The organism is Burkholderia sp. YHN3-13, from assembly GCF_055810675.1.
Genome location: NZ_JBVVNQ010000017.1, coordinates 1 through 16140, shown reverse-complemented (window position 1 = coordinate 16140; position 16140 = coordinate 1). Strand labels below are relative to the sequence as shown.

Genomic DNA, 16140 nt, shown 5'->3' with positions numbered 1-16140 from the left:
CTGGTTCCGCGTGGCGCGCCAATCGCGGGATCGGCGCGCGCCGCACGCGTCACGCCGGCTTGCGCTTCGCCTCGAGCGTTTCCCACCGTTCGAGCGCGGTGAGCAGTTCGTCGTCGATCGCCGCGAAGCGCTCGGTCAGGCGCGTGCCTTCCTGCGGATCCTTCGCGAAAATCGAACCGTCCTCGAGCCGCGCATTGATCGTCTTCTGCTCCGCTTCGAGCGCGGCGATCTTCTCCGGCAGCGAATCGAGCTCGCGCTGCTCGTTGAACGACAGCTTCACCGTGCGCTGCGCGTTGCGGCCCGGGGCGCTCTTCGCCGCGTCTTCCTTCACCGGCACCGCTTCCTTGACCGCGCGCTTCGCGGCTTCCTGTTGCGCGAGCTGCTCCGAACGCTCGCTCTGGATCTGCCAGTCGCTGAAGCCGCCGACGTATTCGCGCCACTTGCCGTCGCCCTCGGCCGCGATCACCGACGTCACGACGTTGTCGAGGAACGCGCGATCGTGGCTGACGAGCAGCACCGTGCCGTCGTAGTCGGCCAGCAGCTCCTCGAGCAGCTCGAGCGTCGGGATGTCGAGGTCGTTGGTCGGTTCGTCGAGCACCAGCACGTTGGCCGGGCGTGCGAACAGGCGCGCGAGCAGCAGCCGGTTGCGCTCGCCGCCCGACAGCGACTTCACCGGCGAACGCGCGCGCTCCGGCGCGAACAGGAAATCGCCGAGATAGCTCATCACGTGCTTGCGCACGCCGCCGATCTCGACCCACTCGCTGCCGGGGCTGATCGTATCGGCGAGGCTCTTGTCCTGGTCGAGCTGCGCGCGCATCTGGTCGAAATACGCGACCTGCAGGTTCGTGCCGGTGCGCACGGTGCCCTCGTCGGGCTTCAGCTCGCCGAGGATCAGCTTGAGCAGCGTGGTCTTGCCCGCGCCGTTCGGGCCGACGAAGCCGATCTTGTCGCCGCGCATGACCGTCGCCGAGAAGCGGTCGACGACCGTGCGGCCGTCGTAGCGCTTCGTCACGTCGGTCAGCTCCGCGACGATCTTGCCGGACTTCTCGCCCTGCGCGACGTCGAGCCGCACGTTGCCCTGCGCATTGCGGCGCTCCGCGCGCTCGTTGCGCATCTGCACGAGCCGCGCGATGCGGCCGACGCTGCGCGTGCGGCGCGCCTCGACGCCCTTGCGGATCCACACTTCTTCCTGCGCGAGCAGCTTGTCGAACTTCTCGTTTTCCACGCGTTCGACTTCGAGCTGCTGCGCCTTGCGCGTCTGGTACGCGGAGAAATTGCCCGGGTACGACAGCAGCCGGCCGCGATCGAGCTCGACGATGCGTGTCGCGACGCGATCGAGGAACGCGCGATCGTGGGTGATGAACAGCAGGCCCGCGCGCTGCGAGACGAGCAGCTCTTCCAGCCAGCGGATGCCGTCGAAGTCGAGGTGGTTGGTCGGCTCGTCGAGCAGCAGCACGTCGGGCTGCAGCACCAGCGCGCGCGCCAGCGCGACGCGCTTCTGCATCCCGCCCGACAGCGCGTCGACGCTCGCGTCGCCGTCCTGCAGGCCGATCTGCGCGAGCGTCATCGCCACGCGCGTGCGCCAGTTCCATGCGTCGTGCGCGTCGAGCGACGACTGCAGCGCGTTCATCCGCGCGAGCAGCGCGTCGTGCTCGGCGCCTTCCGGCGTATCGGCGAGACGATGCGCGATCGAATCGTATTCTTCGAGCAGTTCGCGCGTGTGCGCGAGCCCCGACGCGACCGCGTCGAACACCGTCGCGCCCGGTTCGAACTCGGGCTCCTGCGGCACGTAGACGGTCACGAGCTCCTGCTGGCGCGTGATCAGGCCGTCATCGGGCTTCGCGAGGCCGGCGACGATCTTCAGCAGCGACGACTTGCCCGCGCCGTTGCGGCCGATCAGGCCGACGCGTTCGCCGGCTTCCAGCGAGAAATCCGCGTGATCGAGCAACGCGACGTGACCGAACGCGAGCTGCGCGCCGGTAATGGAATAGAGCGACATGGGGAGACGGCGAAGAGAGGAATCGGAAGCGCCCATTGTACCGGGCGCGGAGGCCGGCACCGGCATGGCTGGATGGACGAGCATTGCAACCGGTACGCGAAACGCGCCGGCGCGGTGCGACGCGTGGCTGGCGGCCGGTATCCGGGCCGAAAACCGCCGTGCGGGTTGCGTGCCCGCACGAACGGGCGAAGGCCGGCCCGATGCCCGTGGCCGGCCGATCGGCGATCCCGCGCGCGGCACACCGGGCGCCCGCGCGAGACGTGCGATTACTTCACGTTGACGGTGATCGTCGAGCTGATTTCGGGGCCGTACGAACGGTGGGCGCCGTCGCCGAGTTGCAGCGTCAGCGTGTGCTTGCCGGGTGCCAGCTTCACGTCGGTTTCGGTCTGGCCCTTGCCGAAATGCAGCGAATGGTCGCTCGCCGGGATCACGTCGCCCTTCGGCACCGGCTTGCCGTCGATCAGCAGGTGATGGTGGCCGGTATCCGGCGTCATGTCGCCGGCGGGCTTGAGCTCCATGCCGTCGAGACCGAACTTCACGTGCACGGGGCTCGACACCGTCGCGCCGTCCTGCGGCTCGACGAAGAACACGCGCGCTTCGGCACGCGCGAGCGTCGACACGGCCAGCGCCGCGACACACACCGCACCCGCGATCCACTTTCTGTTGAGCATCGTTTTCCTCCTTCAGATTGACAGGCCCACGAAGCATACACTGCATGCCCGCGCCACGCGATGATGCCCGTTGTTCGCGATGCGTACGTTTAAAACGACGTTGCCTAGGTGTTCGGCGAAATTCCGGTACTATTGCGCCTTTCGTCCGCTGGACAGGGTGCGGACGGCATTACCGAGTTTCCATTTTTCCCGAGCACCACATGAGCGAAGTAACCGAATACCAGAGCTGGGTCTGCCTGATTTGCGGGTGGGTCTACAACGAAGCCGAAGGACTGCCCGACGAGGGCATCGCGGCCGGCACCCGTTTCGCCGACATTCCCGCCGACTGGCGCTGCCCGCTGTGCGACGTGGGCAAGGAAGATTTCGTCGTCGTCGATTTCTGATGGTTCGTTCCGATCGCGGGTGATTCCGCGATACGCGCGTCGGCACGCATTCCGCGCCGCCGACGCGCCGCGCGTTTGCTATACTCTGCGCGCTGTCCACACCGCCGTCCGGTTCGCGTTTTTCGCGTGATCGACTGGATATGGCTCTCCCCGTAGTTCAATGGATAGAACAAGCGCCTCCTAAGCGCTAGATACAGGTTCGATTCCTGTCGGGGGGACCAGACTAGTTCCCAACACTTCCCAAGTTTGCCCAAAAAGTCGCGCACAGCCTTGTGTCGCCTGGACTTTTGCTGCCATCATTGCCCAAGGTTGCCCTGTACAAGCAACCTAACTTGGGGGCATCTTTTGGGACATGCCTCCATGCCCCCAAACTCGATGCCCCCACGCCATGCCGAAGCGCGCCACTCCGCTGACTGAGATGCAGATCCGCAAGGCCAAGCCGGCCCAGAAGCCGTATCGCCTAGCCGACGGCAAGGGCTTGTACCTTGAGGTCATGCCGAACGGATCACGCTACTGGCGGATGAAGTATCGATTCGACGGCAAAGAGAAACGCGCCGCCTTCGGCGTCTATCCGGAGGTGACGCTCGCTGAGGCTCGGCAGGCCTGCCTCAATGCGCGGAAGCAACTCGCCGCCGGCACCGATCCGACGGAGCAGAAAAGGGAAGTCAAACGCACCCGGGCGATCGAAGCTGCGTCGACGTTTGAGGCTGTCGCACGCGAGTGGTTTGCGGCCCAAAAGGATGGGTGGACCGAGGTGTATGCGGGCAAGGTGATCAGTTCGCTCGAGGTCGATGTCTTTCCTAAAATCGGTCATCGCCCGATCCGAGACATCGAGGCGCCCGATATGCTTGAGATCTTGAGGGCTGTCGAATCTCGCGGTGTGCGAGAGACGGCAAAACGCATCCTCCAGCGCTCGCGAGCGGTGTTCCAGTACGGAATCATGACGGGGCGATGCCCTCGCAACCCCGCTGCAGACATTGACGCCGAGACTGTTCTCAAGAAAGGCACCGGCGTCAAACACATGGCACGGGTCAAGCCCGTCGAAATCCCGCAGCTCATGAGAGACATCGCCGCGTACCAAGGCGATCTCGTCACGCGGCTGGCGCTCCGCTTCATGGCACTGACGTTCACTCGGACAACCGAGATGATCAACGCCGAGTGGGATGAGTTCGACGAACGCGCCGCCGAATGGCGGATTCCGCCCGAGCGGATGAAGATGCGCGACCCGCACATCGTCCCGCTGTCACGTCAGGCGCTCGACACCTTGGCCGCGTTGCGCGAGTTGAACAGCGCCCACCGGCATGTGTTCTACAGCGTCCAGGGCCGAAGCCACATCTCGAACAACACGATGCTCTATGCGCTCTACCGCATGGGCTACAAGTCACGCATGACCGGCCACGGGTTCCGTGGTCTGGCCGCGACCGTGCTTCGCGAACTCGGTTATAGCCGAGACGTCGTTGATCGGCAGCTTGCCCATGCAGAGCGAAATCAGGTCACCGCGGCATACGTGCATGCTGAGTTCCTGCCCGAGCGCCGAAAGATGATGCAGCATTGGGCGGATCACCTCGATGCACTCGAAGCGGGTGCTGCGGTCTTCCCGATCAACGTCGGGCGATAAGAATTACAGTAACAAGCGCATGGACAAATTCGAGCTGATATGTAATGAGGCCCTTCCAAATTGAAAGGGCCCCGTCTACACACAAATAGGAGTGCAGCAACGCGCTTTATCGCTATGTCGCATAGTGATGGTCGGCTAGCAGCCTCGCACCGGCCACCGGTTTATGCTGCTCCGGGACGCCGTCAAGCCCACGCTTAAGCTGCACGCTCGACGTATGCTTACCGTCAAACGAGTGATCAATTGCCCATACACGATCTTGAGTCAACGCCTCTCGAAGAGGGAGGCGTCCTTGCAGCAGCGAAGCAACCATGTCTGTATTACAGTGGACCGCGATGTACCGAACAATCCTGTCCTTCGGATCAATCGCGGACGTATACAGCAAGTAAGTTTCGCTTCCCGCACGGGCAGTGAACAAGGTCGGGCCATCGTCCTCATCGAGAACATCCACCACATCGAACTCAGCGAAGAGCCCTGGATTTTCTAAGGTACCTTCTGCAGGCCATAACATGACGATCTCCTGCCTTACTTGAACAATGCGGCCCGATCGATCCCATTACAAGGCCACCACGTATGGTGCGAATCCGGCGCCTTCCTATTTGGGGTCGCAACAACAACGCCGTCTTTCGCGTCCAACGTCCCTTGCGCGACGTGCGTCCCCTTCCACGGATAAAGCTGCACCTTGTTGGCCACATCACGGTGATCAGTATAGACACTCACTCCGTGTGACTGGCATTCCTTACTGGGTGAGACGGCCATCCCGAGTTCAGCATATGTCTGAAGATGGACTGCCGAAACTGGGGGCCCGAAGGTTTGACGGTAGACCGTCAACGACGAAGGTGCTGTAGCGTTCTGCGGCGGGCAGTTAGCCGGAAGTCCGTTGAAGTTCGCCATTCAGCATGTCCCCATTATTTTTTTACACTCAACGCATCTATGCGCCCCGACAGCCTGTCTTTTCCGCAACGCAACTTGACAAGTATGGCGATTCAGGATGTCGAATCTGACTAGCACTTTATCCCGCTGATTCCAGCATGTCCATAGCACATAACGACAAACTGTGACCAAATCTTAGCGTGTCGCGATCCCACCACTGAACGCTGCAAGTTTTGCACCAATGCCCAATCGGCGCCCCTCAAAGCCTCTCCCATCAGGAAGTACCGTGAAAGAGCGACGAATCTGTTGCCTCTGTGAAACGACCGGCGAGCAACGACGAATTAGTGACAGAATATAAGCTCAAAGCATCCCTTGATTTCACGGGATCGTCGCAGGGAACCCAATGAAACTTGACCGCACCTATCAACGAGAGCTACTCCAAGAGCTAGCAGCCTGTTATCCGGATCGAGCGGTCTGGTTCGAGCGCGTCGACTCAATGGACGCAGAGACCAAAGCGAAGTACCTCGCCAATCTGGCTTACTTGAATGAGCACGGCCTCGTCTCCTCAATGAACGACAGCACGCTTCAGTTCGATTTCTCCAGAAGCCCCTGCATCACCGCCAAGGGTATGGACTTTCTCGCCGATGACGGCGGCCTATCGTCGATCCTGGGCGTCGTGACCGTTAAGCTCCACGAGGACACACTGAAGGAGTTGATCGGCCAGCGGATTGCTGAGTCCGATCTGCCCACGCCCGAGAAGTCTCGGCTCCTCGATCAACTCAAGTCGCTGCCAGGCGAAGCAATCAAGCACCTCACACTGAAGCTAGTCGATGCCGGGCTCTCAAATTGGCCAGCGGCATTGCAAGCAATCGAGACATTCGCCCATCGAGCCATCTGACAGCGTTACGGGATTGTCAATGACAGCAGCATTCGATTGGCAGGAATACGAGCTGAAGGTTGAATCGACATCGCGCTTCGTTATTTGCCTGCTTGCGTTGGCGGCCCTCCTACTGATCGCGTTGCTGACTGGTTCGTGTCAGAGGACGGACGCTGCCTACGGCACTTTCCCGACGAAAGTCGATGCATCCCCATGCGCTACGACGACTTCTGCGAGCGACTTCGAAACCTTGGACGATGATAGATCGGCGACGCAGCGCCATGACTCAAGAACGCGAACTTCGCGCCAACCACGATCCATGTAGCGAATACCCCGCGTTGGAACCTTTGCTGCCACACTATTTCTGACCGCCTACGATGCAGGGGCCAATTGGATAGTCTTCGTCAAGCTGTTGCCATCCCGGATGATTGATACCTGGACAAGTTCACCGGCATGGGCGCGAGCAAGACGCAGAAAATCCTCACTACTTCGGACGGGTTCGCCAGCGATCGTCATCAGGTAGTCCCCCTTGAAGATGTCAGCTTTGTATGCGGGCGACCCGATCACCACCACACGAACAACAACACCGGCATTTGTGCCGATTTGCTTGTGCTGATCAGCACTCAACGGCGACACGTTGACGCCGAAAATGGGCGGTTTCATCTTGACCCAGTAGCCAGCGTAGTAGTTTGCCCGATGAATCGTTACCGGAACGTAGGTCGTTGTTGTCCCATAGGTTGTCGTTGCTCCGAATCCGGTCATATGCGTCGCGCCATATGCCGGGTTGAAAGCCGTCCCACCGAAGGATGTGTAGGAAGTAGCAGAATTTGGCGTCGCCATCGGCATAGAGATGATATCTGAGCCGGCATCGCCTTCTGCCAGCACAACTGAATCGGCGCCGATCACTTTGGCTTGAGATACGGCCTTTGATTCCGCGAACCGGCTACGCGGTCCTTGAAAGCTCGACTCTCCTACCAGCGCATATCCATTCTCCGCGAGCAAGTCGCTTTCACTCCGCACATTCGCGGTCACAATCACCTTCGGCTCAACTTCGGCTCGAGCGCCGACGCCAGCCAAAACCTGCTCCCGCGTCATCCCGTGATAGTACTGCGCGAAGCCATTGGCGCACCCGGACAGCAACGCGGCGCATGCAATTAAAGCTACAAGCGTTCTTTTCATTATGTTCCCCATTTAGTGGTAGGTTGTCTTGATCGCAACCTCTCCTACCAAATCATTACCACGTGCTTGATGCGTCGCCCGCCGACGGCATACCTTTGCGAAGCGAAAAACTGCTAAGAAGACGTCCAAATGAAGTTCGCAGCAGCCTGAAACAGTTTTTCTGCCTCAAGTCGGTCCTGCTGATAGAGCGTGGCAAATGACCGAGCGCAGTTCGTATGTGGCGCCTTGTGGGATTGAAAGGCGGTGACAAGGCGATGTGCTACGGCATCGCTTGGATTCTTGGACATTGCTTCCAGTTGAGGCCAGAGTGCAGTAATAATCGACGCACGCTCTCGAAAGAGGTTTTTCCGTTTGATCGGGTCTGCGAGTTCGAAGAACTCAATCGTAGCTAATGCTCGATGCCGATTATGCCCGCTGGCATCTACCGGCTGCGGCGACACGCCCTGAAATTTTATTAAAGCTTCGGGGGCAACATCGAAGTCACCGAGGGGATAAATTAGCAGTGGTTGTTCGGATACGAGCTTCGTCGGATTGCTACCGGCGAACTTGTAGGCACCCACGATGGGAAAGTAATCACTCTTGAGAGTGCTATTGCAGGGCTTGCAGGACGCACTGTAATTAAAGAGATGATAGGGCAATAGATGGTACCCGGGTGCGTTTGCACCAGGATCAGTGATCGTCACGCCCTCGGCGACGAGCGTTGCTGGCAGCTTCCAACGACGCACGTTCCCCTTGGGTCGGAAATGCTCGACGTCTTGTTCGATCAGTCCGCGTTCTTCGCTCTCCAGCTTACGCTCGCAGTAAATGCACTTAGACTCGCCCTGGAGGCGCATATAGACACTCTTCACCTCCGACCAAATACTACTTACCTCGTCGTATTTCCCTGCGGCGCGGAAGTTGGCGGTGCGCTTCTTTGCTCGCGCCACCCATCCCGGCACCTTGGCTTCAATGAGTGTCTCCAAATCCTTATAGGTAATCTTGTAGCCAATCATTCGCCTTGCTCTCCGCCACGAGACATCTCTTCTAGGAGTTGCCTTGCGGCAATCGGGTCACCCTTGCTCGCGCGGAGGCTTAGGGACTTGATCCTTCTCTTCCGTCCCTCTGCCCGAGTCGACTGAAGCCCGAAGAATTCGGTGAGTAGAACCTGGTCGGCGTCTAAGCCGTGTACCGGTTGCGGAATGCGCTTGGCCCGACTTGCTTGGCCAATTGCCGGCTGCATTGTCACGATGTTCATCCACTCAAGCGATCCGACGATTAAGGGACTATGGGAGGTCACGATGAACTGAATCTTCGGCAATGCATTGGCAAGCCTAGGAAGCACATGCATTTGCCACTCCGGGTGCAAATGTAGATCGATCTCGTCGACCATCACGATGCCGCGGTTATCGACCAGCTTCTTGTCCTCCGGACAGGTCGTGACGACGTGATACAACAGATCCCCAACCCAACTCAGAAAGGCCCGATAACCGTCGGAAAGCGCAGGAAAGGGGACGCGCAAGCCTCGGCGCTCGAATAAATACTCGCCGCCCTCCATCTCGCCGGTGAGCCAGTAGTGCCCCTTGCCGACGAGGTCGTTTAGCAGTTTGACGACTTCCCGGAATCGCCGAGGATCTTTTCTATGCTGGTACTCAGGTAGCCAACTGTTCAGCGGAACCAAGGAGTAAGAGTCCTCGAAAAGGCTTTGCACGCGAAGCGCGCGTGCAAACGAGTGTCTCTTGCGACTGCCAGGATCGTACCGCTCCTTCTGTTCGACTCGCCGGGTAGCGCCGTAGCCGACAAAGAAAAGCGCATCGGTTTCCGTGCTGAAAATGGGTTCCCATGCCTCATACTGATCGTGCGACCAGTCCATCTCTTCGAAGTCGCCGAATCGCCTCAACCGCACTTCAGATGCGAGTTGAAACGTTCCCTCAGGTACACGATCCTGATCGTGAGGCGTGAAGGTGGCTTGGATCACTGCCTCCGATACGTCTAAACGCCTGACGCTATGGGAATGTACCGAGCTCGCCGACGCGGTCGGCCTGAGTGGTGGACGGTTGCGAGGTTCTTGTCGTACTAGTCGGTAGGGATAGATACCGGACTTCCCTACAGAGGGGCCCAGACATGCCAGCGCAATGGCTTTCAGGAGCGTGGTCTTGCCTGCCCCGTTGTTGCCAAGCAGCAGGTTAACATTCTTGATCCGTGGCTCCGGAAGTTCGAGCTGACCGAAGTCCCGATCGCCATGCAAGAACTGTACGCTTGTTCTTCGAAAGGTACGGAAGTTCTGCAAGTCTATTCGGTTGATGTACATGTGATCCCTGCTTGGAGAGGCGTCGTACTGATGAAATCCTACATAGCTTAGCCTAGTTGCCTCATACCGGAGCGCGCATGGCTGACCAGGACCCTCACTTTCCCTCAGAACGCTCTTTCTCGCATTGCGGGCGATGCGCGGCTCGCTTATCGGACGCCATTTGGGCGCTATAAGAGCCATCTTTACGTGTCAGTCACCGGCGAATGCTCGTTGTACGCAGTCGTCGTGACAAAATCCTCCGCATATGAGGAAGGTGGATTTCCGCGGGCGGCCATCGGTTCGCTGTATTGCGCCAATCAGCGCGGCTGCCCCGCTCGAAGGATGTTGGACGCTGCATCGGGGCCGTCCTCTGCGAGCGCAGCAAGAGAAGCCACGTTGAGCGCGAATCGTTGCTCGCCGTCGCTTTCAGCGTCTTCATTGACTTGCTCGGCATATTCCCGTAGCTCAGATGCGATCCGAGCACGCTGCTCCGCCGTCAAAGCGAAGCAAATCGCCCGAAGCACGGTTGATACGAGCAGAAAAGGATCATTGTCCGGCGAATAGGATGCTTGCCTCATGGTCACCTCACATCGTGGTTGTTCAGGAATATATCGAGCGATCGGAGCGACAACGAATTCGACACACGTTGCCACTGGCCGCAGCGCGAGTTCAGCCTCGAATATCCGATCCATTCAGGATGAGTTGCACGGGCGCGCTCGAGTCACCCCGGACCGTCAAAGGAAGAACCTTGCCTACCAGCGAGAGAAAGGCCGATGCCGTGCGCGGGTCTTTGGCTCGCTCGACGAGATAGTCGACTCCGCCTGCCTCTTCCAGCGCCTGCCGGATCATTTCCTTGACCTCGACCGTCATCTTGTTCGGTACGCCCTTCTTGCGTCCGGGCCCAGGTGTACCGTCCCCGACGACACGTTTCTTTCCTGTTTGTTTAACGGGGGAAGTCATTTTTAGCGCGCCCTCGGATCATGATGTTCAGCGGCATACCAGTGCGATACGAAGTCCTGGCACTCGCCGAGGTTGGTAAAACGCAGCGCGCGGTCTGGCCGCTCTTCGTCGAACTCTTCGGGGTAGAGCGTGATGACGTAGGCGTCGCCACGATTGCGCACGTTCAGGAGCGCGCCCTTGCGCCAGTCGGACGGCGGTTGGACACGAACATCTGCGGGTGATTCGTCCTGCTCGATCGGCGCTGGCAATTGCTCGCCTTCGTAAATACTGGAAGATGCAATACGACGAACTTTATCGTGCGGCATGGCGCGCTCCCTTCAGAACTGGCGCGAGATCCGTGCGCAAACGAGCAGCGTCCGAAACGAATCCATCCACGTCAGACCTGCAGCCACGCTGAGTGGTCGTGAGCCACCAGTCAACGAATTCGACGGGAAAATAACCGTAGCTCGACCATACTGCCTCGAGACATGGCTTCAGTGCCTCGTCGAACCATTGGGAATCGGCATGCGGCGAGAGCCGCTTGCGAACCGTCTCCTCGGCCGCGCGCCGGTCGCAAGGCACATTATTTCCGTTAACGCTACCGGCCTGTCGATAATCGATCAGCAGTTCCTCGCCCGTCGCGATGTCCCGGATCGCGTACATATCGATGTCGCCATCCGGCGCAGCATCAGTGCGAATGCCTACAATGTTCGGCCGAATCGAGTGATTGATGTATCGGCCCGCAGGGGTGCGATTACGATCGATGCGCGCTGGCACGACAAGTTCGCCGCGCCTAAAACCACGTTTCGCGTAAAGACCCTGCCCGTGTACCGGCGATGCATGGAGCTCCACCCGGGCGGCAAAAGGTGCCGGCATCGCCACTTGATCCGTCTGGCGCGCGAGAAGTGCGTCGATCACATGCTGCGTAAGCCCGAATTCAATACGGAATCGAGAATAGTCGATCTGGTCAGAGCCAATCGTAATGGCCGTCATCGGGGACATATTTCCCCTTATTGTCACGTCATTGAAACTCATGGCGATGCCTTCAGCTTGTTACGCGAGTCGAAAGGGGACAGACTATCGGGCTCGATCAATTCAGCCGCAATCGCATCGAGGTCAGTGCTCTCCCTCCGATGCACGGTCATGCAGGTTGCATCAGTCAACCGCGCCTTCTCGAGTGCGGCAACACGCACGGCGTCGAGTGCACGCTTCTGTAGCAACGAATTGCTGCTCATTTTCGCCACTCCTGCTTCCATGCACCGGAAGCGAGATCCAGATGCCGGCCCGGCGCGTTCGGATCGTCCCTAAGCTGCTGACTCGCTTTGTCGAACCAGAGCCGCGTCGGTCCTTCCCAGGCGAAATGACGCTGCTTCTCGCAGAGCAGAAGCACGTCGGGCACGCGGCGCAGTTCATCGAGCTTGGAGACCCGCTTCGCCTCATCCTGAAGCTGGCGTGCCGCCTGAACGCTGTTCTCCTTGTGCTTGTTCCGATGCACGATCAGCACGTTGTCGACCAAGTCCGTGATCTCGCCGGCGCCCTTGATATCGAACTTGTCCGGCGCGGACTTTTCGGTGTCGCCCTTGCGGATGTGGTGCACGAGGTGAATATGCACACCGGTATCTCGCGCCATCACGCACAGCGAATCGACGAAACGCGCCTGCGCGGCGTAGTCGTCCGGTGCCATACCGCATTTCATGAGGCTGTCGATCACCATGTGGTCGATACCCAACTCCTTGCGGCAGTATCGCGTAACCGCGACCATTCGATCTCTTGTCGTCGCACCACGGTGGGCATACAGCCAGAGGCGTGCGTCGGTCCAGCGATGAAACTTCGTGATGTAGTCGATCGACGGCGACGCGCCACCGGCCGACTGTGCGCACATCCGGCTCATGGTTGCCTGCATCGGCATCTCGAGCGATGCGATACACGCACGGCGGCCGCGCGCCATCGCATCCAGCACCACGTAACCGAGTGCCCCGGACTTGCCGTGTCCGTTCACACCGGCCCATAACGTCACCTCGCCCGAGCGAAACTTCAGGTTGTCACCCAGCGAAGGCCACGGCGACGGATCGCCGGCCACTTCTTCGGTGCCGTGGAACATGCGGATAACGTCGTCCATGAACTCAGATGCCGGGCGCACGTCAGCGCGGCCGTCGTCCGTATCGTTGACGTAGGCGTTCCAGTCGATCGAATCGGGAATCGTACGTGCCATCAGATCATCTCCGAAGTTTTCAGGTGGTTTTCCGCGGCGAGCTGCGCAACGAGCTCGCACGCTTGGTCGTAGGGATTCGGCAGCGTGTCGCCCAGGGCATCGAATAGGCGACGCGCCAACGTGTGCGATGCCTGCCAGCAGATGGGCGCGATCGGCATCGGGAACCAGTCGAAGAGCGCGAAGTCCTCGCCAGGCACCGTGCGCCGCTCGCCGCAATACACGCGCGGGCCTTCACGAAACGTGAGTGTCAGGGTGTCAGGCACCGCGGCCGCGATGTCGGCCAGCGTGCGCAGGAGATCGCTCCAGGGCACATCCGCCGACGCGAATACCTCGACGTCGAGCGCGGCAACAGGACGCCAGTCGAAGGGCTGGCCGGCGATGGCCGCGAGCGTCACGTTGTCGAAGCGCAGCGGCCCTGCGAGCGCCACGAGCACCGGCAGCTCCGGCACACGACCGGCTCGACGCATGGTCGCGAGCGCGGTGCCATTGATGGGATAGTGGAGGCTCATGGCACGGGCGCCCAAGGGTCGAACGCTTGGCCGTTTGCCGCGTCAGCACCAAGCGGCAACTCGTCTTCCCAGCGACGTTGATTGAGGTACGTCAGGGGTGCAGGCTCATAGCCGTCCAGCCATTGCCGCGTCGCTTTCATCGCCACCACATGTCCGATTACCTGCTCGGCGATGGCATCCAGACAAGCCCCTCGCCACTTCTCTCGGCACTTGGCCTTCGCCACCTTCCGCCCCGTGGACGGCCATGCATCCCAGAAGCGACCGAACTCGGATGAGCCATTGGGCGATGCCGAGTCACCGCGAGGTGACGATATGTTTTTTATTGAAGATGAAGATGAAGATGAAGAGCCGTCACCAAAGGGGGGCTTTGGTGCGTCCTTCGATGCGCTGTCGTCGCCCTCACTTTGGAAGCGCGACGATTCGCCGCGAACCGAACGCACGTACTCGTCCTTTACCATCCGCGACGAGTACCAGATCGGCCCCTCTTGCTCGGCAACCAGCGTAACCGGGTTGCCGTCGCGACGGCCGGACCGCGGGACATAGATGCACGCGGCGCACGACTGGCCGTTGTCGGCCCCTTTCAACACGCCCTTGCTGACGATGGCCCTGAGCATCGAGAGTGGCGCGCCGATCGCCTGCGCGATCTCCTTGAGCGGCCAGCGCAGGACGCCATATTCCTCCGAGTCGTGCAGCAGGCACATGACATCGATCCACGCGCCCTTCTCCGAGTGGGTACAACGCCGCAGGTTGCTGTTCGCCTGCCAGTCGCCTGGATAGAACTGGAACGACGGCCGTGTCATGACTGCCACCCGTTCAACGTACCGTGTGGGTGACTACGATCGAGATCTGCGCTGCGAAGGGCATCAAGGATGTGCTGAACCGCAGCCGACGTCATATCGTGAAGGTAGGCCCAGCAGCGACCGTCATTCCAAACGACTGCCGGCCACGTCAGATCCTTGCTGACCATCCATGCGCCGCGCACTACGCTGAAATCGACTGGCGCTCTACCCGGACCACCGAAGCGAACTCGAGCGCGATTGGATTTTCCAACCATGGCGCCCCCTTACGCAGCGATCGACCGGGCTTGATATGCCGCTGGATCTTTCATCCAGCGATGGACTTCCTCGTTGCTATAAACCGTGCAACGTTCTGTCCATCGCTGCGGCTGGGGGGCGCGCCCCTCCTTGACCAGCTTGCGCCACGTTTCGCGGCTAACAGGGATGAATTGTCGAAGCTGCTCCCAGCGAGAAAAACCAATGGCAGGGAGTGTTTGAGGAGCGTTGACGGACGTTTCGCCGCCCCGTTGAGTGTCAGCTGCTTTGCGAGCCATCGCGATGCCTCCTGAGGCGTCGTTTGCAATGGCTAAACTTTGATGCGGCGCGAGCGGGGAAAAATTCAGGGAGATTAAATATCCGCTTTTACCGTTATAGTTCTTTGGACCGTTAGTGCCGCTTTCTCATTCTGAGATTGACGGGCTTGCCCTTCGGATGGGAGTAGTTATCGATGGCCTCGCGGATGCTCACGTCCTGCGAATCCTTCTGGGCTTCCAAATTGCTTACCTCCGGTTCCTCGCGCCAATTCTTCAACATCTTGCGGACCTGGGTGTAGACCGTTTCAAGCATTTCAGCCGCGCGATGCTCCCCAATTTCGCCGTCCCTTTCCCCTCGCGTGACCGAGGGATCGAGTGGTGGCAAACCGATAGCGGCGCGGAGCCGGTTGAGGTTCTCGGGGGCGTTATTGTGCCGCTGAATCGCCGCGATCAACTCCTCGCGCACGGCCCCTTTCATTTTGAGCTTTCGTCCATCTGCCTTTGCCTGTTCCATGCGCTGCTCTACTTGATATGCGAGCGCCGCATAGTTCGACTTTTGAGAGATAGTCACCTTGCCATTTGTGTCCGAGACAAATGCATCACCGTCGTGGCTCGGCCTACCTCGTTTGACGGGCGCCCTGTTATCGCGGTCGAGCCTCGAAGCAAGCTCGATCGCCGCCTGTTTCCACTGCTCTTTTGTCCAGGCTGACTGCGGACGCTCAAACTTTTCCGCAAATTCGTTCAGAACAGACATTGCGCCCTCACGCAAAGCCCCTTATGAGCAGCCGCGCCAGCCGGGTAAGGGAGCCCGGTTTTCGCCCCGTCGAGCTAGGCGCGGTTAATCTGATTATGCCGCACGGATACCATGCGGCATATTGCGGTGCAGCGCTACTTGGAACGCCAGCAATCTGCACCGTCCCGTTCATTGAACGGGTCTAGATGCCCCCGGAAGTGGTGCCCCCTCCTCCGAACATCCTGATATGCAGCCACAGAGGCAGGGCGTCTTCGAACCCTTGTCGCTGGGAACCCTCCACGCTGCCAATAGCACCACGAATCTTCGATGCGGGCTCGGGATACGCCGGAGACAAATAGCGCTTAGCCATGTTGCCCTCCCAGTTCGTCGAGCGTTGCAAGCAGCTCGGCGCATGCAAGGATATGATCCGCCAGCATGCCGAAGATGCGATAGTGGTTACGCTGCGTATTTCGGCGAACGTGATCAGCGATTTCGGTTGAACGTGATCAGTGGTTCCGATTGATGGTGATCGGCCGTTTCGGTCGAAGGTGATCGCTGATCACCGGTTTCCGAAA

19 protein-coding genes and 1 tRNA gene are annotated in these 16140 nt (G+C 59.8%); 4 read left to right on the top strand and 16 right to left on the bottom strand.

Features of this window, described 5'->3' with window-relative positions:
• Positions 1-49: 49 nt before the first annotated feature.
• Complete coding sequence (locus AC0KUR_RS29110; protein ID WP_473376749.1) at positions 50-1999, bottom strand: ATP-binding cassette domain-containing protein; 1950 nt, start codon at positions 1997-1999, stop codon at positions 50-52.
• Between the two features lie 266 nt (positions 2000-2265).
• Positions 2266-2670 carry a DUF4399 domain-containing protein gene (locus AC0KUR_RS29105; protein WP_059558167.1) on the bottom strand — a complete coding sequence of 135 codons (405 nt, stop codon included), beginning with the start codon at positions 2668-2670 and terminating at the stop codon, positions 2266-2268.
• A 200-nt stretch (positions 2671-2870) separates the two neighbouring features.
• Here AC0KUR_RS29105 and AC0KUR_RS29100 point away from each other — a divergent pair, with 200 nt between their 5' ends.
• The 3 genes from AC0KUR_RS29100 to AC0KUR_RS29090 all read left to right on the top strand — a co-directional run bounded on the left by AC0KUR_RS29100 (position 2871) and on the right by AC0KUR_RS29090 (position 4671).
• Positions 2871-3053 carry a rubredoxin gene (locus AC0KUR_RS29100; protein ID WP_034190709.1) on the top strand — a complete coding sequence of 61 codons (183 nt, stop codon included), beginning with the start codon at positions 2871-2873 and terminating at the stop codon, positions 3051-3053.
• 146 nt (positions 3054-3199) lie between these two features.
• Positions 3200-3274 (top strand) — tRNA-Arg (locus tag AC0KUR_RS29095).
• Positions 3275-3441: 167 nt separating this feature from the next.
• Positions 3442-4671 carry a tyrosine-type recombinase/integrase gene (locus tag AC0KUR_RS29090; protein ID WP_473376748.1) on the top strand — a complete coding sequence of 410 codons (1230 nt, stop codon included), beginning with the start codon at positions 3442-3444 and terminating at the stop codon, positions 4669-4671.
• 112 nt (positions 4672-4783) lie between these two features.
• On the opposite strand, the gene AC0KUR_RS29085 is transcribed toward AC0KUR_RS29090, so the two are convergent.
• Positions 4784-5179, bottom strand: a complete 396-nt coding sequence (locus AC0KUR_RS29085) for a hypothetical protein (RefSeq protein ID WP_369466716.1) — start codon at positions 5177-5179, stop codon at positions 4784-4786.
• A gap of 765 nt (positions 5180-5944) precedes the next feature.
• Between AC0KUR_RS29085 and AC0KUR_RS29080 the strand changes: the two genes are divergently transcribed.
• Positions 5945-6439 (top strand): hypothetical protein, encoded by a 495-nt coding sequence (locus AC0KUR_RS29080; RefSeq protein ID WP_369466717.1) that lies wholly within the window; start codon positions 5945-5947, stop codon positions 6437-6439.
• Between the two features lie 351 nt (positions 6440-6790).
• Here AC0KUR_RS29080 and AC0KUR_RS29075 read toward each other — a convergent pair whose 3' ends face one another.
• The 13 genes from AC0KUR_RS29075 to AC0KUR_RS29015 all read right to left on the bottom strand — a co-directional run bounded on the left by AC0KUR_RS29075 (position 6791) and on the right by AC0KUR_RS29015 (position 15586).
• Positions 6791-7597: a PDZ domain-containing protein gene (locus AC0KUR_RS29075; RefSeq protein WP_473376747.1), complete on the bottom strand. Its 807-nt coding sequence runs from the start codon at positions 7595-7597 to the stop codon at positions 6791-6793.
• Positions 7598-7710: 113 nt separating this feature from the next.
• The gene (locus tag AC0KUR_RS29070) at positions 7711-8589 is read right to left on the bottom strand and encodes an HNH endonuclease family protein (protein WP_473376746.1); all 879 of its coding nucleotides are present in this window, start codon (positions 8587-8589) and stop codon (positions 7711-7713) included.
• A complete protein-coding gene (locus AC0KUR_RS29065) occupies positions 8586-9884 on the bottom strand; it encodes an AAA family ATPase (protein ID WP_473376745.1) in 1299 nt (432 codons plus the stop codon). The genes AC0KUR_RS29070 and AC0KUR_RS29065 overlap by 4 nt, the downstream gene beginning before the upstream one ends.
• 296 nt (positions 9885-10180) lie before the next feature.
• Positions 10181-10441, bottom strand: a complete 261-nt coding sequence (locus AC0KUR_RS29060; protein WP_473376744.1) for a hypothetical protein — start codon at positions 10439-10441, stop codon at positions 10181-10183.
• Positions 10442-10532: 91 nt separating this feature from the next.
• Positions 10533-10823 (bottom strand): hypothetical protein, encoded by a 291-nt coding sequence (locus AC0KUR_RS29055; protein ID WP_473376743.1) that lies wholly within the window; start codon positions 10821-10823, stop codon positions 10533-10535.
• Positions 10824-10825: 2 nt separating this feature from the next.
• Positions 10826-11128 carry a hypothetical protein gene (locus AC0KUR_RS29050; RefSeq protein WP_473376742.1) on the bottom strand — a complete coding sequence of 101 codons (303 nt, stop codon included), beginning with the start codon at positions 11126-11128 and terminating at the stop codon, positions 10826-10828.
• Positions 11115-11837: an SET domain-containing protein gene (locus tag AC0KUR_RS29045; RefSeq protein WP_473376741.1), complete on the bottom strand. Its 723-nt coding sequence runs from the start codon at positions 11835-11837 to the stop codon at positions 11115-11117. Before AC0KUR_RS29045 ends, AC0KUR_RS29050 begins: the two co-directional genes overlap by 14 nt.
• Complete coding sequence (locus tag AC0KUR_RS29040) at positions 11834-12037, bottom strand: hypothetical protein (protein ID WP_473376740.1); 204 nt, start codon at positions 12035-12037, stop codon at positions 11834-11836. The genes AC0KUR_RS29045 and AC0KUR_RS29040 overlap by 4 nt, the downstream gene beginning before the upstream one ends.
• Positions 12034-13014, bottom strand: a complete 981-nt coding sequence (locus tag AC0KUR_RS29035) for an AAA family ATPase (protein WP_473376739.1) — start codon at positions 13012-13014, stop codon at positions 12034-12036. Before AC0KUR_RS29035 ends, AC0KUR_RS29040 begins: the two co-directional genes overlap by 4 nt.
• On the bottom strand, positions 13014-13523 hold the full coding sequence (locus tag AC0KUR_RS29030; RefSeq protein ID WP_473376738.1) for a histidine ammonia-lyase: 510 nt from the start codon (positions 13521-13523) through the stop codon (positions 13014-13016). Before AC0KUR_RS29030 ends, AC0KUR_RS29035 begins: the two co-directional genes overlap by 1 nt.
• Positions 13520-14323 (bottom strand): hypothetical protein, encoded by an 804-nt coding sequence (locus AC0KUR_RS29025; RefSeq protein WP_473376737.1) that lies wholly within the window; start codon positions 14321-14323, stop codon positions 13520-13522. Before AC0KUR_RS29025 ends, AC0KUR_RS29030 begins: the two co-directional genes overlap by 4 nt.
• A gap of 263 nt (positions 14324-14586) precedes the next feature.
• Positions 14587-14853 carry a helix-turn-helix transcriptional regulator gene (locus tag AC0KUR_RS29020; protein ID WP_473376736.1) on the bottom strand — a complete coding sequence of 89 codons (267 nt, stop codon included), beginning with the start codon at positions 14851-14853 and terminating at the stop codon, positions 14587-14589.
• A gap of 112 nt (positions 14854-14965) precedes the next feature.
• Complete coding sequence (locus AC0KUR_RS29015) at positions 14966-15586, bottom strand: hypothetical protein (protein WP_473376735.1); 621 nt, start codon at positions 15584-15586, stop codon at positions 14966-14968.
• Positions 15587-16140: the final 554 nt, after the last annotated feature.

Excerpts from the sequence above, each read along its gene's own strand:
- AC0KUR_RS29110 (WP_473376749.1), bottom strand. The coding sequence starts at position 1,999 with ATGTCGCTCTATTCCATTACCGGCGCGCAGCTCGCGTTCGGTCACGTC.
- AC0KUR_RS29105 (WP_059558167.1), bottom strand. The coding sequence starts at position 2,670 with ATGCTCAACAGAAAGTGGATCGCGGGTGCGGTGTGTGTCGCGGCGCTG.
- AC0KUR_RS29100 (WP_034190709.1), top strand. The coding sequence starts at position 2,871 with ATGAGCGAAGTAACCGAATACCAGAGCTGGGTCTGCCTGATTTGCGGG.
- AC0KUR_RS29090 (WP_473376748.1), top strand. The coding sequence starts at position 3,442 with ATGCCGAAGCGCGCCACTCCGCTGACTGAGATGCAGATCCGCAAGGCC.
- AC0KUR_RS29085 (WP_369466716.1), bottom strand. The coding sequence starts at position 5,179 with ATGTTATGGCCTGCAGAAGGTACCTTAGAAAATCCAGGGCTCTTCGCT.
- AC0KUR_RS29080 (WP_369466717.1), top strand. The coding sequence starts at position 5,945 with ATGAAACTTGACCGCACCTATCAACGAGAGCTACTCCAAGAGCTAGCA.
- AC0KUR_RS29075 (WP_473376747.1), bottom strand. The coding sequence starts at position 7,597 with ATGAAAAGAACGCTTGTAGCTTTAATTGCATGCGCCGCGTTGCTGTCC.
- AC0KUR_RS29070 (WP_473376746.1), bottom strand. The coding sequence starts at position 8,589 with ATGATTGGCTACAAGATTACCTATAAGGATTTGGAGACACTCATTGAA.
- AC0KUR_RS29065 (WP_473376745.1), bottom strand. The coding sequence starts at position 9,884 with ATGTACATCAACCGAATAGACTTGCAGAACTTCCGTACCTTTCGAAGA.
- AC0KUR_RS29060 (WP_473376744.1), bottom strand. The coding sequence starts at position 10,441 with ATGAGGCAAGCATCCTATTCGCCGGACAATGATCCTTTTCTGCTCGTA.
- AC0KUR_RS29055 (WP_473376743.1), bottom strand. The coding sequence starts at position 10,823 with ATGACTTCCCCCGTTAAACAAACAGGAAAGAAACGTGTCGTCGGGGAC.
- AC0KUR_RS29050 (WP_473376742.1), bottom strand. The coding sequence starts at position 11,128 with ATGCCGCACGATAAAGTTCGTCGTATTGCATCTTCCAGTATTTACGAA.
- AC0KUR_RS29045 (WP_473376741.1), bottom strand. The coding sequence starts at position 11,837 with ATGAGTTTCAATGACGTGACAATAAGGGGAAATATGTCCCCGATGACG.
- AC0KUR_RS29040 (WP_473376740.1), bottom strand. The coding sequence starts at position 12,037 with ATGAGCAGCAATTCGTTGCTACAGAAGCGTGCACTCGACGCCGTGCGT.
- AC0KUR_RS29035 (WP_473376739.1), bottom strand. The coding sequence starts at position 13,014 with ATGGCACGTACGATTCCCGATTCGATCGACTGGAACGCCTACGTCAAC.
- AC0KUR_RS29030 (WP_473376738.1), bottom strand. The coding sequence starts at position 13,523 with ATGAGCCTCCACTATCCCATCAATGGCACCGCGCTCGCGACCATGCGT.
- AC0KUR_RS29025 (WP_473376737.1), bottom strand. The coding sequence starts at position 14,323 with ATGACACGGCCGTCGTTCCAGTTCTATCCAGGCGACTGGCAGGCGAAC.
- AC0KUR_RS29020 (WP_473376736.1), bottom strand. The coding sequence starts at position 14,853 with ATGGCTCGCAAAGCAGCTGACACTCAACGGGGCGGCGAAACGTCCGTC.
- AC0KUR_RS29015 (WP_473376735.1), bottom strand. The coding sequence starts at position 15,586 with ATGTCTGTTCTGAACGAATTTGCGGAAAAGTTTGAGCGTCCGCAGTCA.